This is a genomic window from Brevibacillus sp. NPDC058079 (assembly GCF_042885155.1).
GTDB lineage: Bacteria > Bacillota > Bacilli > Brevibacillales > Brevibacillaceae > Brevibacillus.
The window spans coordinates 40471-55521 of record NZ_JBHVSO010000020.1; the positions used below are offsets into that span (position 1 = coordinate 40471).

A 15051-nucleotide genomic window follows, 5' to 3' on the forward strand; every position below is an offset into this window, starting at 1 on the left:
TTCCTAGTCAGTTAAGGGAAGATGGCTATATTTATTTTAGATCATGCCTCCATACGATCGGATGATCTCAGTCGCAAGATCACCTTGTTCCTCTGGTACCACTGCCGTTAACAAGACACTGCGATTCAAATTGTCATCGCCCCGATCGGCCATGCCACTGGCGTCTGGATTTACTGCGGCCATGATGCTTGCATCCCTGCCGCTTGGGAAGTCAGCTGCCAGTGTAAGGTTCCCCAAGCTGGAAAAATCACCGGATATGGGATTCAAAATATGTTCATTCCCGTCACCAGGGAATTGTCCGATTCTGTCGATCTGAATGATGGAAAAACCAGCTTGTCGAAGTGCTTTTTCTGCCTTTTGGGCACCATCTTCGGTGTGAAATCCTGCAAGAATGTTACGTTCCTTCACGTATATCAGCCTCCAGATATGATAAATACTACCAATTGTTTGTACATATAGTGACTCTACGTCTATTTTTTTATTCGACAGCAATTTACACTTGATGTTGTCGTTAATCTTATGGTAAAGTCGACATAGTTGGTTTCTTTAGGCAATTTGGCAGATAAATGGAAACTAAATTATGGGATTTACGAACTAGTCGATAAATTAAAAATTTTCAGGAAATGGAACGAGCAAGTTGTATCTGTTTTCAGGAGGGACAAGTTATGCATTGGTCGGAATGGAAGGCCAAGCTGCAGGAACGGTCATCACGAATCGTTCGGGATTGCAGTGATCTGGCGAAACGTACTATGAAACGTACAAGCTCTTACATCCAGTCGCATAAAAAACAATCACTTTCAATTGCGGCAGGTCTAGTATTGACGATTGCTGTTGGAGCATCGGCACAATACTATTACACAAGCAATGTCAATTCTGTCTACCATGTCAGTGTAAATGGCAAAGAGATTGGCGTGGTAAATGATCCAAATGTGATACATAACTGGACTGCATCCAAGCTGGAAGAGGAAAAGGCAAAAACAGGCCTCAACTTGCAATTGGCTGACTATATCACATTCGAAGAAGAGCGTGAATTCAAGGCACCGTTCAATAATGATGCCGCTGTACAAACTCTGGCATCCGTAGCGGATATCAAGGTTCAGGGCGTTAAGCTGACGATTGACGGCAAAGTGGTAGGTTACCTGCCAGACCAGCAATCGGCTGATGAAGTACTGGCTGAAGTGAAACAAAAATATTCCGGAGTTCCTGCAACGACAGGGAAAAAGGCTGTTGTAGCAGCAGCGTCCACAGTCCCAGTCAAACCAAATCCGGTAAAAGAAGTCGCATTTAAAGAAAATGTAGAGATGCAAACCGAAACAATCGATGCATCTCAAATTTTGTCTGCCGATAAACTCGAGGAGTTGCTGGTAAAAGGCACCTTCAAGGATATGAAGCACACGGTCGTAGAAGGCGATTGCATCGGTTGCATCGCGAAGAAATACGGCATTACATCAAAAGATATTTACGCCAACAACCCAGGTGTTACGGAAAATACCGTCCTTAAATTGGGACAAGAAATCAATGTAACCGCAGTGCGTCCACTGGTTACTGTACAAGTCAAAGAAGAAGTAGATCAGCAAGAGGTCATTGCTTTTAATACCCAAATTAAAAATAATGACAAGGTTCCTAAAGGCGAGACTAAGGTCGTACAAGAAGGTAAAAACGGCAGTAAAACAGTTAAGTACGAAGTTGTGAAAGAAAATGGACAAGTAGTTAATCGCAAAGTCATCAAACAAGATGTAACTGTGCAGCCTGTAACCAAAATTATGGAGCGCGGTACAAAAGTAATTCCATCGCGCGGTACAGGTCGTTTGAGCTGGCCTGCTAGCGGGTATATCAGCAGTGGCTTCGGCAAACGCTGGGGCAGCATGCACAAAGGAATTGATATTGCCGGTGCTGGTTCTGTCATGGCGGCAGACAATGGACGTGTCACATTCGCTGGTTGGAATGGTGACTATGGAAAATCGGTTATCATCGACCACGGCAATGGAATGAAGACATTGTACGGTCACATGAGCAGCATTAATGCGAAAGTCGGCGATGTTGTTAGCCAAGGAAAGAAAATCGGCGTAAAGGGTTCTACTGGACAATCGACCGGCGTCCACCTGCATTTTGAGGTTCTACAAAATGGACGAAATCAAAACCCGATTCGTTACTTAAAATAGACAAGTAATTTCTGGATAAGAAAGGGCAACTCTTAGGAGGGGCCCTTTTTTTGTTGGCAGGGATTGAATGCCAAGCCCTTCTTTACACGGCGTACATGGTGTATTGTAGAGGAATAGTGACAGTCAAAGTGGAATCCTTGGAGAGGCAGTTTGCAAGGAAACAGGCGACTGTTGGAACACGTACTTATAGAAAAAGGAGGGCGCAGGATGGCAAAACTCCTCGTAGTTGACGATGAAAAACCGATTGCAGATATTTTGAAATTCACGTTTGAAAAAGAAGGATATCAGGTTGTGTGCGCCTACGATGGTGATGAGGCACTTGTCGTGGTCAAGAATGAGCGACCGGATCTGATTTTACTGGATGTTATGCTTCCAGGCAGAGACGGAATGGACGTATGCCGAACCGTCCGTCAAACGTATGATGTTCCGATCATCATGCTGACTGCCAAAGACTCTGAATTGGATAAAGTACTCGGGCTGGAATTGGGCGCGGATGATTACGTGACGAAGCCATTTAGTACGCGTGAGCTGGTAGCACGTGTAAAGGCCCATTTGCGCCGTAACCGCTCGAAGGTGGAAGAGAAGGATAGCCAGCATGTACTGCGCGTGCATGAGCTGGAAATCGATTTGAACTCGTATACTGTCGAAAAGGTGGGAGAAGCGTTAGAGCTGACGCACCGTGAGTTTGAGCTGCTGGTGTACCTCGCTCGCCATCAGGGACAAGTATTGACGCGAGAGCATCTCCTGCAGTCGGTCTGGGGATTCGACTATTTTGGCGATGTGCGGACGGTAGATGTGACCATCCGTCGTTTGCGGGAAAAAATCGAGGATGATCCGAGCCAGCCGAAGTACATTATCACGCGGCGTGGTTTGGGCTATACATTACGCAATCCCGGCATGGGAGGCCAGCCTGGATGAGGCGGCTGTTCAAAACCGTTCAGTGGAAAATGGTCATCATTTACATGCTGTTGATTTTGCTTGCAATGCAATTCATTAGCGCGTATTTTGCCCGGGAAGTCGAGAGCTACTACATCAACAACTTTTCCGAGGCCTTGAATGGACAAGCTAGTTTGTTAGCGAGTTTGCTGGAAAGCGATTTGCGCCCGCATGACGGGAAGGAATCCAACACCGAACAAAACCGACAGTACATCGACAACCTGATCAACAACCTGGTAAAAATTAATGGAGCGAATGTACAGGTCATCGATCAGACAAGAACGGTGGTTGCGACGACAGAGGACAAAAGTACAATTGGACAGCGGACCTCGCAGCCTGAAGTGACGGTTGCCTTGCTCGGGACGCGCAGTGAATCGATGCGGATCGATCCGAAGACAGGGGCGCGGGTGAAAGTATTGGCACTACCTGTTAAGGGCGATCAAATCGTATACGGAGCGGTCTACATGATCGCTTCGATGGAAGGCACTTATGCGACGATTGGTAAAATGAACGGGATCTTGGGGACAGGTACGATGATCGCCATGGTCATTACGGCGGTGCTCGGGGTCGTGTTGGCCCGCACCATCACCAAGCCTGTGAAGGAGATGACCCGTCAGGCACGATTGGTGGCAGACGGGGATTTTAACAGTAGTGTACGTGTCTATAGCGATGATGAAATTGGCCAGCTCGGTATGGCCTTTAATCATATGACCTTGCGATTGCAGGAAGCGATCTTGCAGCAAGAGGAAGAGCGTGAGAAGCTCGCAGGAATTTTGAGCAACATGACGGACGGTGTCATTGCCGCTAACCGGAATGGACAGATCATCCTGTTTAATCGAGCAGCAGAAGATATGTTGCAGGTGACGATGGCTGACGTCCTTCTCAAGAGACGCACCTTGTACGATCTGCTGGGTCTGCCGCCAGAAGATGAGATGTCGCTCTATGCGCAGGAAGAACCACTTTTCATTGAGATGACGCTACCGAATAAGGAAGAAGTGATCCTGCGTGTGACGTTTACGCCCTTGCAGCACGATAGCAAAAAAATGGGCGGGATCATCGCTGTCGTAGCTGATGTGACGGAGCAGCAACGACTGGAGCAGCAGCGCCGCGAATTCGTGGCGAATGTGTCACATGAGCTGCGGACACCACTGACGACCATTAAAAGCTATGTGGAAGCGCTGCTGGATGGCGCAGTGGAAGAGCCAGAGCTGTCCCAACGGTTCTTGAAGGTTACGTCGTCGGAGACAGAACGCATGATTCGCTTGGTAAACGATTTGTTGCAGCTATCGCGTTTTGATTCGCAGGGGGTTCGTTTGCATTGCAAGGAAGCGGACATCAATCGATTGCTTCGCTATGCTGCTGATCGTTTTTCCATGTTCAGTGAGCAACAGGAGGTTCAGCTCAGTCTGGATATGCCGAGCAAGCTTCCACCGGTTTATATTGATTTGGATGCAATCAATCAAGTATTGGATAATCTTTTGTCCAATGCGATCAAGTATACGCCTCAAGGAGGCACCGTGGTTCTCATGGCAAAAGAGAATCACAAGCAAAAGCGGGTACAAGTCTCCATCACCGACACAGGAATCGGTATTCCCAGCCGGGATTTGAAGCGAATCTTTGAGCGCTTCTACCGCGTGGACAAGGCGCGTTCGCGCGGTCAGGGTGGAACGGGTCTGGGATTGGCGATTGCTCGCGAATTAGTACAGGCACACGGTGCAGATATCGAGATTACGAGCGAATGGAACGTGGGAACGACAGTCACGTTCTGGGTGCCATTTGCCCAAGGGGGAAAAACGGGATGAAGCGGATGCTAGAGCCTGCCAAGACCGTCTTACTCAATCTGCTAGTGCTAGCCAGCTTTGTTTTGACAGCGATGTTGTGGTCGAATCAACCTAACCTTCAATTTATTGAGCCGGCAGAGTACACGCAGTCAAAGCCAGTTCAGGAAAAACAACTCGAACAGCTCGTTACGCCGGAATCTGTTGTTTTTCACTATGGGGAAGATCGCCATACGAAAGCATCCGCAACCGATGCTCCTTACAGTTTGATCGTGCGAGAAATGTCGAAATGGATCTTCCTCGATTTTTCTCCGCTCACCATCTCCAATGAGAAATGGGAAGATATTGCCCGGGAAAAGATGGGTTTGGAAGTGCGCTTTCGGAGCACGGTTCCCTTGTCAATTGTAGGTCGGCTGGTAACCTTTCGGGATGAGTTTGACAACCGAATGAAAGGGATTGACCGATTGTGGTTGTACTACGAGAAGGACGAGGATGTCGTCTACGCGTTATTTTTGTCGACTGAGGAAGGTCGAATGATGCGTTCTCGAACGTCGATCAGTCCTAAGGATTTGCGAGAATCGTATCTGGCTTCTGGTGATTTAATGCCTGAGCAAATCATGAAAATCGTCAAACCAGAGCGAAGCTTCGTAGATTTGGAAGGCACTGCGCTGATGTGGAGCACTTACTATTTGCCTAAGAATCAGATGCGCATGCAGCAATTCCGCTACAGCTACGTACCTGTTACGAATGATAGACTAATCGAGTCCTACTTTATCGATCAGTCGCTCGTCAGACAGATCATGGAGCGGGACAAAACGGTTATTTTTACAGATGGCAGCAGATCGATTCAATTGAGATCGGAGCAGCAGGCGTTCACGTTTACTGATCCGGCGTACCAACAGCGGGATCAGGAGCTGTCTGATGAAGAAAAAGTGCAGAGTGCAGTTACCTTCATGAATAAGCACTTGGGCTGGCTTGATGATTATCATTTTGAACGAATTAAGAAGAGCTACAATGAAAAAGACTTGATCACGTTCCGCCAGTACCTGGGGGCGTATCCCTTGATCAGTGAGGGGGAGGCCAAGCAGATCGATACGATCCAAATTACTTCAGAAGCAGGCCAGGTTGTGACGATGAGCCGATCGCTGCTGGATTTGGACAAGTATATCGATAACAAAGAGTGGACGGTTATGTCTGGTCCAGAGCTGTATCAATATATCCGCGACAAAAAGCTGGCGGACACAGAAAAAATCACCAACGCTTATTTGGCTTACCATACCAAAGTAGGTGAAGGATACGTAGACCTGATGCCAATCTGGGTGGTGGAATTGGCGAATCAGGCGAACTTGTATATTTCTGCGCACACCAAGCAGGGAGGAGGAAAGGCGCATGGATTGGAGTAGGACGAAGACGATTCTGATCTGGGCCTTTCTTCTCCTCGATTTGTTTCTCCTGTATCAAGTGTATGTGACGCGCATTAATCTGTGGAATGACAAGGAAGTCGCACAGAGCGAGAAATGGAATACAGAGCTATACTTGAATCAGCAAAATATCACATTGGATACAGAAGTGCCGCAGGATACACCGGAAATGTCCAATTTGGATGCGGAGTATATCGGAATTAATCCGATTTCCTTGCATGAGATATCAGGTCTTCAGGCGACGGTAGAAAAGATGGCGCTGGCTGCCAAGCTAGACCCACCGATACAGATTCGTGGTCAACTGAATCCTCAGGAGCTCTTGCGTCAAATTGGTCCAAGGCTGATTTATTCCGATCAATACGTAGCCGATCCGTATCAATCGAATCAAGCGCGGCTCTTATATTGGCAGGTCTATGATAAAATGCCAGTATTCGTCGCGCCGTTGGAAATGTATTTGGACAACGGAACGATACTCGGATACAGGCAGACCTTTTTCCACCTTCGCAAGCAGCAAGGGGAACGACAGGTGATCTCTGGTTATGCGGCACTACGCTCTCTGGTGGACAAGCAAATCATTTCACCAGGGGAACGGATTGAGAATGTGAGTCTGGGTTATTACGGTTCTTACGATGCGGATATTCAGACGCTGGTGCCTGTATGGCGCGTGGTTCACGATGGCAAATGGCATTTTGTCAACGCGATTACAGGAGCTTTGGAGCGTCCGATGGTAACGCAGCGCTGAATAGATAGACAACCTGGGAAAGATACGGGAAGAGGGATGTTCGGTGAGATTTAGTGTGTTGGCAAGCGGGAGTACGGGCAATGCCATTTACGTGGCAACAGACCGTATTTCCGTATTGATCGATGTAGGCATTACAGGAAAGCAGGCAGAAGCGGCACTGGAGACCATTGGCGTCAATCCAGCAGAGCTCAGCGCCATTCTCGTCACCCATGAGCACGTCGACCATATTAAAGGAGTCGGCGTCATGGCGCGGCGATATGGCTTGCCGATTTACGCCAATGATAAGACATGGTCGGAGCTGGATGGGCAAATCGGGACGATCAAGGAAGATCAGCGACGCTTCTTTTCTGTGGGGGAAAAGAAAGAGATAGAGGATTTGGGCATCGAGTCATTCGGAATCTCGCACGATGCCGCCGAGCCGATGGGCTTCTGTTTTTATCATGGCAAGAAAAAGCTCAGTGTCGCGACTGACCTGGGGTATGTCAGCGATCGGATCAAGGAGACGATTCGTGGAGCAGATGCGTATGTGTTCGAGTCCAATCATGACGTTGAGCTGTTGCGCATGTCCCAGTATCCTTGGAGCATCAAGCGACGTATCTTGAGTGATGTCGGGCACTTGTCCAATGAGGCGGCGGGCGATGCTTTGCTTGATTGTCTAACAGGTGGGTCAGAACGTGTATACCTCGCCCACTTGAGTAAGGAAAACAATATGATTGATTTGGCCCGACTGACGGTCAAAAACATCTTGGAGGAGCGGGGGCTGTCTGTTGGTGACGATGTGCATCTACGCGATACGTACCCGGATCGACCTACCAAGCTGGAAGAACTATAAGATTGGTTTGATCCCCGCTTGACGACTGGTCATACGCTCTGTGAGCTTCGCGTACGTATCGATATGGAAAGTTAATTGTGTATCGAGCTCATTCACTTTGGCAGTCAGCTCGTCATGTGTCAGCAGTCCTTTGGCTACTAGCAGCTCGATAAGGGCATGTAGGACAAGCGTATTGTGGTAGTCTACTTCCTGAAGGTCAGCCAGCTTGGCGATGAGGTGGACTTCTTTCAAGTCTATCAATCCTTTCTATTTGGTCTGGTAGGAAAAAGCTTTTAATCTATCATATCCGTGCTCTCGGAGAAATATTCCGGGAGCTTTTTTCTATTCCACAACCTTTCCATAATTCTCACGCCATTTTGCCGAAAGCGGGTCGTATACTAAGGGTGTCAAAAGGAAACAGACATCAACGAAATCAATCATGCAAACCAATTAAGGCGCATGTCATTGTGTATACGAGCATGAAAAACCTGCAAAACTAGTAATGGTAGAAGATAGAAAGGAGAGTATGAATCATGGGTTTTTATGATGATTTAACTCACGTGGAGCGAAAGAAACAACGCGGTTCTGGCATTGGACGTATGGTCGTGACGTCGGTAACGTCCGCGGTGATTGGAGGGATGGTCGTCCTGCTCACGCTGCCGACTCTCTCCAATGCGGGATATATTAATATGGTTAAGCCTGGAACAGAAAATGCGATAAGCAATAATTCCTCCGCTTCTAGCCTGTTTGCTAAGCCAGTATCTGTAAGTGTGGGATCGGGTACAGTAGATGCGGTGAAAAAAGTGGAAAATGCGATCGTTGGGGTAATCAACATCGGTCAGCGCAGAAACAGTTGGATGCAGAACTCGATGGATGTAGAGCAGGGCCAAGGCTCTGGTGTCATCTTTGAGAAAAAAGGCGGAAAAGCCTACATTGTTACCAACTACCACGTAATCGATAAGGCACAAAAGCTGGAAATCGCCCTGCCAACGGGTGAAAAAGTATCGGCAAAAGTGGTCGGCGCCGATGGTTACACCGATCTGGCTGTATTGGAAATCGACGGGTCCAAAGTTACGGACGTTGCTGAGTTTGGTGATTCTTCTACCTTACAGGTGGGCGAACCGGCCATTGCCATCGGGAACCCATTGGGTATGCAGTTCTCCCGGACCGTCACACAAGGCATCATCAGTTCCAAGGAACGCTCCATGCCAATGGACTTTAACGAAGATGGCCAGGACGACTGGGAGCTGGACGTTATTCAAACAGATGCAGCGATCAACCCTGGTAACAGTGGTGGCGCCCTCGTGAACATCGAGGGTCAGGTCATCGGGATTAACACCTTGAAAATTTCGAAGGCAGGTGTCGAAGGGTTAGGTTTTGCCCTCCCGATCAATGATGTCAAAGTGATCGTCGACCAGCTGATGGAAAAAGGCACGCTGGCACGTTCTTACCTTGGTGTTCAGCCACTCGACCTAGCCAATGTTCCACGCTACGAATGGCAAGAAACCTTGAATCTGCCTGACAATGTGAAAGCCGGTGTCGTCGTGCAAACGGAGGTAGGCAAATTCTCTCCTGCGGGTGAAGCAGGCTTGAGACAATTCGATGTCATCGTCAAGCTGGATGACAAGAACATTTCCAACAGTGCTCAGCTGCGTAAGTACTTGACGATGAGCAAAAAGCCGGGCGATACGATGGACGTTACGTACTATCGTGACGGTATCCAGAAGACTGCCAAAGTGAAGCTGACCGCTCCGCCACAGCAGTAAGAGGTACTGACCTTTGCGGGCAGGCATGTGAAGGAAACAAACCTTGACGGGCAATTCCGGGATGCATTTTATCCCGTTTGCATATATGCAGCATCTGAAGTTCCCCCCCTCTATCTATTTTTAAATAGATCCCTTCTTAAGAGCGCCGAGCTGATACGGCGCTCTCTTTTTTTCGTTAGACGGGTTTTCGGTGGAAGAGAGAAAAAAGAAGAAAACGCTCAAGTTCTTGGGCTACCTGCTGGGAGGCAGTTCTGCCCAGCTCCATGTAAAAAAAGAAACCCGCGTCCAAAGTCGCGCAGCTACGCAGTGTCTCAGAGGTGGACGCTAAAGGCAGGTTTCTTTTTTTCCATTGCGCTTCGGATGGTATCCCAAAGACTTTCGCCGTTTTCTTCTTTTTTCTCTCTACTGAGGCTTATCTGTGCAAACTCATCGATGTCTTTTTGGCGGATTCATTTGTTTTGTTGCTGTTCTGGGGTAGAATAGGAAGCGACATTATTGAACGGAAAAGAGGCATTTGATATGGACATGAAGATGAAAAGCTTACAAATAGAAGGCAAAGAAGTTGAACTGTTGGTGGAATATCCGGTGCGATTTGCTTGCATGGAGCATTTGGAGCAGGAGTTGGATGATTACGTAAATGATTTTGAAGCGGCGCCGGATACGTATGCGGCACAGGCGATTGAGGGCGAGGGAGTAGACAAGCGTTGTCGGGAATGTGGGGAGCCTGGGCAGATTGCGCTTTTGAAAGAGAAGGGAATGTAGGATCATGCAAATTTCGATTATTACAGTAGGGAAGCTGAAGGAGAAATATTTGCGTGAGGGCATTGATGAATACAGCAAGCGTCTGTCTGCTTACTGCAAGCTGCAAGTGATCGAGGTCAATGATGAAAAGGCGCCGGAAGAGATGAGTGCGGCGGAGATGGAGCAAGTGAAGCGCAAGGAAGGAGAGCGTATCCTGGCGCAGATCAAGCAGGATCAGTATGTGATTGCATTGGCGATTGATGGGCAAATGTGGTCGTCGGAGAAGCTGTCTGCGGAGATGGACAAGCTGGCTTTGCATGGGCGTAGTCAGGTGGCTTTTGTGATTGGCGGGTCGTTGGGGTTGTCGGATCAGGTGTTGAAGCGGGCGGATGCGTTGCTGTCGTTTTCGAAGATGACGTTTCCGCATCAGTTGGTGCGGTTAATACTACTTGAGCAGGTTTATCGGGCGTTTCGGATTAGTCGGGGGGAACCTTATCACAAATAGTGGTAAAGCAGCCGATCGAGCTAGAAGTATAGTTGATAAGAAAGTAGTATTTACTTGAGAAAAGAACAAAATGACCGGAGGGGGCAGGGAAGACTCCATTCGGTCTTGTAAAATAAGAGAGGATACGTTGCAAATCAACGTAATATATAAATGCGCGTAGATCGATTACTATCCATGTTACTCATTATCTCAAAAAAAGGTACGGTTACAGGTAAAGAGCTTGCGGAACATTTTGAGGTGTCCATACGAACAATTTACAGAGATATAGAAAAGTTAGGTGAAGCAGGTATCCCAATCGCATCCATTGGTGGTAAAGGTGGGGGCTATTACATTATGGAAGACTATAATGTGGACAATCTTTTTTTAAACAAAGATGAAGCTTCTACTTTCATGGCGATAATGAATAATCTAAGTTTTCTATTTGGGAAAAACACAACGTTTCATGATATTGTTTTAAAGATCGAGAATACGCTTAAACAAGAAAAGAATACAAGCAAGTTAGACATTAATCTGTCTCATTTCAGTATGGAAAATGAATTAAAGGAATACCTGCTTCTATTAAACAATGCTATTGAGAAAAATAAGCTAGTGGTATTCGAATATATCAACAGAAGTATGGAATATTTCGAAAGAACAGTAGAACCGTTTCAAATTACATTTTCCGCCGGTCAATGGTATTTGGTGGGCTTTTGCAAAGAAAGAAATGACTATAGAAGGTTCAAGCTAGTACGGATCAAGAATTTGAAAATGGGTGAGAACTTCGAAAAAAAGGATATCTCAAATGAAGAAATCCAGGAAATAATTAGGAATAGCTATCTTACGCGAGGCATAACGGTTACCTTAAAGTTTGCTCATAAAATGGGAGAGCAATTAACTGAGTATTTTCAAAAAGAGAAAATAACTAAAACACATAACAATCAATATATCGTTGTGGATCAATTTCCATATGAGGAGGGATTACTGAAATTTATTTTAAGCTTTGGTAAGGAATGCGAGATATTAGAGCCCTGTTATTTGAGAAATGAATTACAAGAATATATAAAAACAATATTGCTACCATACAATGACTGACATACAGGTGTCAGTTATTTTGTTTTATAGTAGGGGTGTAAGTAGTCCGGAAATAGCGTATATTCAAGGGGATGAGATAGTTGAGCAATACAAGGATGAAACTCATGATAGACCTGCAAAGAATTGAAAAGGAACATTACCAGCTTCGTGAAGGTGAGCGGACACAGGATTTTTTAACTCTAATGCTGCAATTTATCGGGGATCCTCAACCGGAATTACGTGATGAACTGATCTATCCGACACTGTATAAATGGATTTATGAAGAGAATCGGTTTACGGAAACGGAATTGAGCACTCTTCTGGCAATTCTGACCGATGAGCATCACTTGTTCTATCATATTGGTAGCGAAGGTGATCAGTCTGTATTTACAAGGACGTTCTCTGTTCTGCCAGTAGCTTTAATAGTACGGCTTCACAGCAAGAAGCCTTTTCTGGATTATGCTGAATACCAGAATCTTAAGCATTCACTGCTCCGCTATTATAAGGAGGAAAAGGATCTGCGCGGCTATCTGCCTGAAGGAGGCTGGGCTCATAGTGCGTCACACGGTGCGGATGCTTTGCTGGAGCTGGTCAAGTGCCCGGAGAGCGATACAGCGGTACAGCTTGAAGTACTTGCTGCTATTGAGGGGATGCTCCATAATGGGAAACAAATTTTTAGCGATGAGGATGATGAGCGGATCGCCAGTATCGTGGATACCATGATTGAAAAGGGTCTGCTTCCACAGCAGGAGATCGCTGACTGGATAAGCGGTTTGACAAAATGCGTCGACTGGCCGAGAAGCTACGTTCAGACGATCGCCCGTGTGAACAGTAAAAATCTTTTGCGTAGTCTATATTTCAGAAGAGGACAGGGCAGCCGCGGAAATGTTCTTGCCGCTGTCATACTTGCTGCAGAGACGAAATTGAACAAGTTTGCGACTGGAAGATATTGAATTCATCCTTTCCGAAAGCTGCTTTTTTGCAAATTTCAATGAAAGTGCCGTCCCACAAAGGATCGCCGTGACTGTTATAGACAACGCGGAGGAACCTTACCATAAGTAACAGCGAAAAATCGTAAAAGGGAATCAACTATGGCTAATATATACTGATCCATATGTTGCATATCTCAGATAAACAAAAGGGAGAATGACCTCTATGGCGTTCTCCCTTTTGCTTTGCGGGATGATAATATGTTTTTTTCGAGCCCGATTCTACTCATATATAGCCCCTCTTATTTTCCATTTGTGCATAAGCCTCACCCAAGCCAATTGACTTATGATACTCCCTCTCTACTTCTTGCATCCTAAGGATTGAGCTTTAGCCGATCCCAGGGAGAGGTATACAGTTTCAACAAGGTTTCCCATTTCCATAGTATGATTATGTTGAGAAAAGATGGAACACGCGAAAAGGCGGGAGACAATGAACGAATTGCAGAAAGAAGCGCTGGGAGAGATGAAAACGGCGATTCATAAATGGTTTGACGAACAGGAGAATAGAAAGGACGCAGAGGAAGTGGTCTTACGCACCACGCTGCAAGTAGGCATCTTTAACTTTGTCATGCTGGATTATCGGCCGGGCAGGACTAGGGTTGACAGTTCAAAATCTGTGGGGAGTGCCGCAGGCAAAAAGTCGATGAAAGCTTCACCCTTTACGCGGGAGCAGATATTGCATGAGGTTCAGCCCCTGCTGGCGGAAATCGTAAGGGAGAGGCTGGACAAGCTGGAAACATCGCCGTTGATTAACTACCGTTTTACCTTCCAAGGAACCTTCGCAACGATGGACGGGCTTGTGGAATTAACGGTGCTGGAAACTGTATATGAAGAGAAAAAGCGGCAGCTTCTGGAGCGAATTCAGTCCTATATTGAGGAAAAACTGGAAAAGGGCTCTTACCCGACAAACAGGCGGGGAACCTTCTTTTTGGCGCGTCATCTGCTGGATCCGTATTTGTTCCCCGAACCGGAAGCTGCAAAGACGATAGCTTTATTTGACCGGATTCAGGAGTTGAATAAAGAACGGGTTGAGGCTCTCGCGGAGCATCGAAGAGATATCATTAGGGCTTTGACCGGCTGGGTCGAGAATGTATTTTTGCCGCATTACTATGACGTCACCCGTTCCGAATACAGGACCAATGAGTATGTGATCAAGCCGGATGCTGTTTTTGAGAATAAGGATGAGCCGAATCAGCCTATCGACCTTCTGTTGTACGGAGCAGTGATGATTATTCGTTACGAGCCGGACTTCAACAAATTCATGGGCCAGACTTTTCTGGAGCTGGCGAAACAGCTTGGCAGCGGTAAAGCCGCGCGTATGTTGAAGGATGGCAGCGACAGCTTCTCGCAAGAAGACGTCCATATGCGCCATGAATTGGTCGAATGCAAGGCTAACGATGTTTTCTCCCTCTTCACAATCGTTATTCGCAAGGAAGAAGCCGGGGCGTACGAGCGGGCGATTTCGTTTATTCTCTCCCTGCTCCGAAAGGACTTCCCGAAAAGCTACAAAATCAAGTTAAAATCCAGCGTGAGAGAGTATTTGCCCATCAAGGGGCTAGCCAAATCGGACACGCACCGTTTTTTTGCGAATGCTCTGGCTTATTCCGAGCTGCATCCTTTATTGGAGGAATACGCTCGTGAGGCGATGGAAGAGTATGAATGGTACGAGGATACGGAAAGCGAAAGAAGCGTAATGCCTGGCAGTTATGCTGTGTTCGGGCTGGGGCTTTCGTCCGAGCGGTATTTTCCGCTTGTTGAAGCTTACATGGACCTTGTGGATGATGAGCATCAGCTGGTGCATGACAAGTTCACAGCCGTTTTTGCCGAAACCTATGGCATAACGGAACGCTCGACTCCCACCTTGATCGCCTGCCTGCTGCGCTCCCACGATTCGCTAAAGCTGAAGATTCAGCCGGAGCTGGAAAGCGAGGACAAGCTGTCGCTATTCGTACAGCAAATAGAGACTCTGTCGTATGACGAGGCCGAGCGGGTACTGTACCCGATCTGGGGCAAGGCGGAGAAGCTGGATGCATTGGCTCGCAAGGCGCGGGGACCGCACAAGGAGCTTATAATTCGTCTGCAAAAGGCGGCGGGTATAGCCTGACGGTGGCTCGGTGAAAGTGGAATTGATAAGTATGCTTTTGAGAGGT

At 47.1% G+C, this 15051-nt stretch carries 14 protein-coding genes; 12 read left to right on the plus strand and 2 right to left on the minus strand.

Going from position 1 to position 15051, the window contains the following annotated elements:
- Nucleotides 1-36: 36 nt before the first annotated feature.
- Nucleotides 37-408: a hypothetical protein gene (locus ACFVS2_RS32170; protein WP_007720199.1), complete on the minus strand. Its 372-nt coding sequence runs from the start codon at nt 406-408 to the stop codon at nt 37-39.
- Between the two features lie 257 nt (nt 409-665).
- Here ACFVS2_RS32170 and ACFVS2_RS32175 point away from each other — a divergent pair, with 257 nt between their 5' ends.
- The 6 genes from ACFVS2_RS32175 (at nt 666) to ACFVS2_RS32200 (ending at nt 7871) form a co-directional block, all read left to right on the plus strand.
- Nucleotides 666-2162, plus strand: a complete 1497-nt coding sequence (locus ACFVS2_RS32175) for a LysM peptidoglycan-binding domain-containing M23 family metallopeptidase (RefSeq protein ID WP_390240565.1) — start codon at nt 666-668, stop codon at nt 2160-2162.
- Nucleotides 2163-2369: 207 nt separating this feature from the next.
- Complete coding sequence (gene yycF, locus ACFVS2_RS32180) at nt 2370-3080, plus strand: response regulator YycF (RefSeq protein WP_390240567.1); 711 nt, start codon at nt 2370-2372, stop codon at nt 3078-3080.
- Complete coding sequence (walK, locus tag ACFVS2_RS32185) at nt 3077-4900, plus strand: cell wall metabolism sensor histidine kinase WalK (protein WP_173620370.1); 1824 nt, start codon at nt 3077-3079, stop codon at nt 4898-4900. The genes yycF and walK overlap by 4 nt, the downstream gene beginning before the upstream one ends.
- Nucleotides 4897-6279 carry a YycH family regulatory protein gene (locus ACFVS2_RS32190; RefSeq protein ID WP_173620371.1) on the plus strand — a complete coding sequence of 461 codons (1383 nt, stop codon included), beginning with the start codon at nt 4897-4899 and terminating at the stop codon, nt 6277-6279. The genes walK and ACFVS2_RS32190 overlap by 4 nt, the downstream gene beginning before the upstream one ends.
- On the plus strand, nt 6266-7039 hold the full coding sequence (locus tag ACFVS2_RS32195; RefSeq protein WP_390240569.1) for a two-component system regulatory protein YycI: 774 nt from the start codon (nt 6266-6268) through the stop codon (nt 7037-7039). The genes ACFVS2_RS32190 and ACFVS2_RS32195 overlap by 14 nt, the downstream gene beginning before the upstream one ends.
- A 43-nt stretch (nt 7040-7082) precedes the next feature.
- A complete protein-coding gene (locus ACFVS2_RS32200; protein ID WP_390240571.1) occupies nt 7083-7871 on the plus strand; it encodes an MBL fold metallo-hydrolase in 789 nt (262 codons plus the stop codon).
- Here ACFVS2_RS32200 and ACFVS2_RS32205 read toward each other — a convergent pair.
- Entirely contained in the window at nt 7866-8102 is a 237-nt protein-coding gene (locus tag ACFVS2_RS32205) for a hypothetical protein (RefSeq protein WP_173620374.1), read from the minus strand. The genes ACFVS2_RS32200 and ACFVS2_RS32205 overlap by 6 nt on opposite strands.
- 281 nt (nt 8103-8383) lie before the next feature.
- Between ACFVS2_RS32205 and ACFVS2_RS32210 the strand changes: the two genes are divergently transcribed.
- From ACFVS2_RS32210 to ACFVS2_RS32235, 6 genes are all read left to right on the plus strand, one after another.
- A complete protein-coding gene (locus ACFVS2_RS32210) occupies nt 8384-9616 on the plus strand; it encodes a S1C family serine protease (protein ID WP_390240574.1) in 1233 nt (410 codons plus the stop codon).
- A gap of 495 nt (nt 9617-10111) precedes the next feature.
- Nucleotides 10112-10378 carry a CxxH/CxxC protein gene (locus ACFVS2_RS32215; RefSeq protein ID WP_390240575.1) on the plus strand — a complete coding sequence of 89 codons (267 nt, stop codon included), beginning with the start codon at nt 10112-10114 and terminating at the stop codon, nt 10376-10378.
- A 4-nt stretch (nt 10379-10382) separates the two neighbouring features.
- A complete protein-coding gene (rlmH, locus tag ACFVS2_RS32220) occupies nt 10383-10862 on the plus strand; it encodes a 23S rRNA (pseudouridine(1915)-N(3))-methyltransferase RlmH (protein WP_142067181.1) in 480 nt (159 codons plus the stop codon).
- A 150-nt stretch (nt 10863-11012) separates the two neighbouring features.
- Complete coding sequence (locus tag ACFVS2_RS32225) at nt 11013-11933, plus strand: helix-turn-helix transcriptional regulator (protein WP_390240577.1); 921 nt, start codon at nt 11013-11015, stop codon at nt 11931-11933.
- An 80-nt stretch (nt 11934-12013) separates the two neighbouring features.
- Nucleotides 12014-12865, plus strand: coding sequence for a DUF2785 domain-containing protein (locus ACFVS2_RS32230; protein WP_390240579.1), 852 nt, complete (start codon nt 12014-12016; stop codon nt 12863-12865).
- Between the two features lie 466 nt (nt 12866-13331).
- Entirely contained in the window at nt 13332-15005 is a 1674-nt protein-coding gene (locus ACFVS2_RS32235) for a DUF6138 family protein (RefSeq protein ID WP_390240581.1), read from the plus strand.
- The last annotated feature ends 46 nt before the right edge of the window (nt 15006-15051 follow it).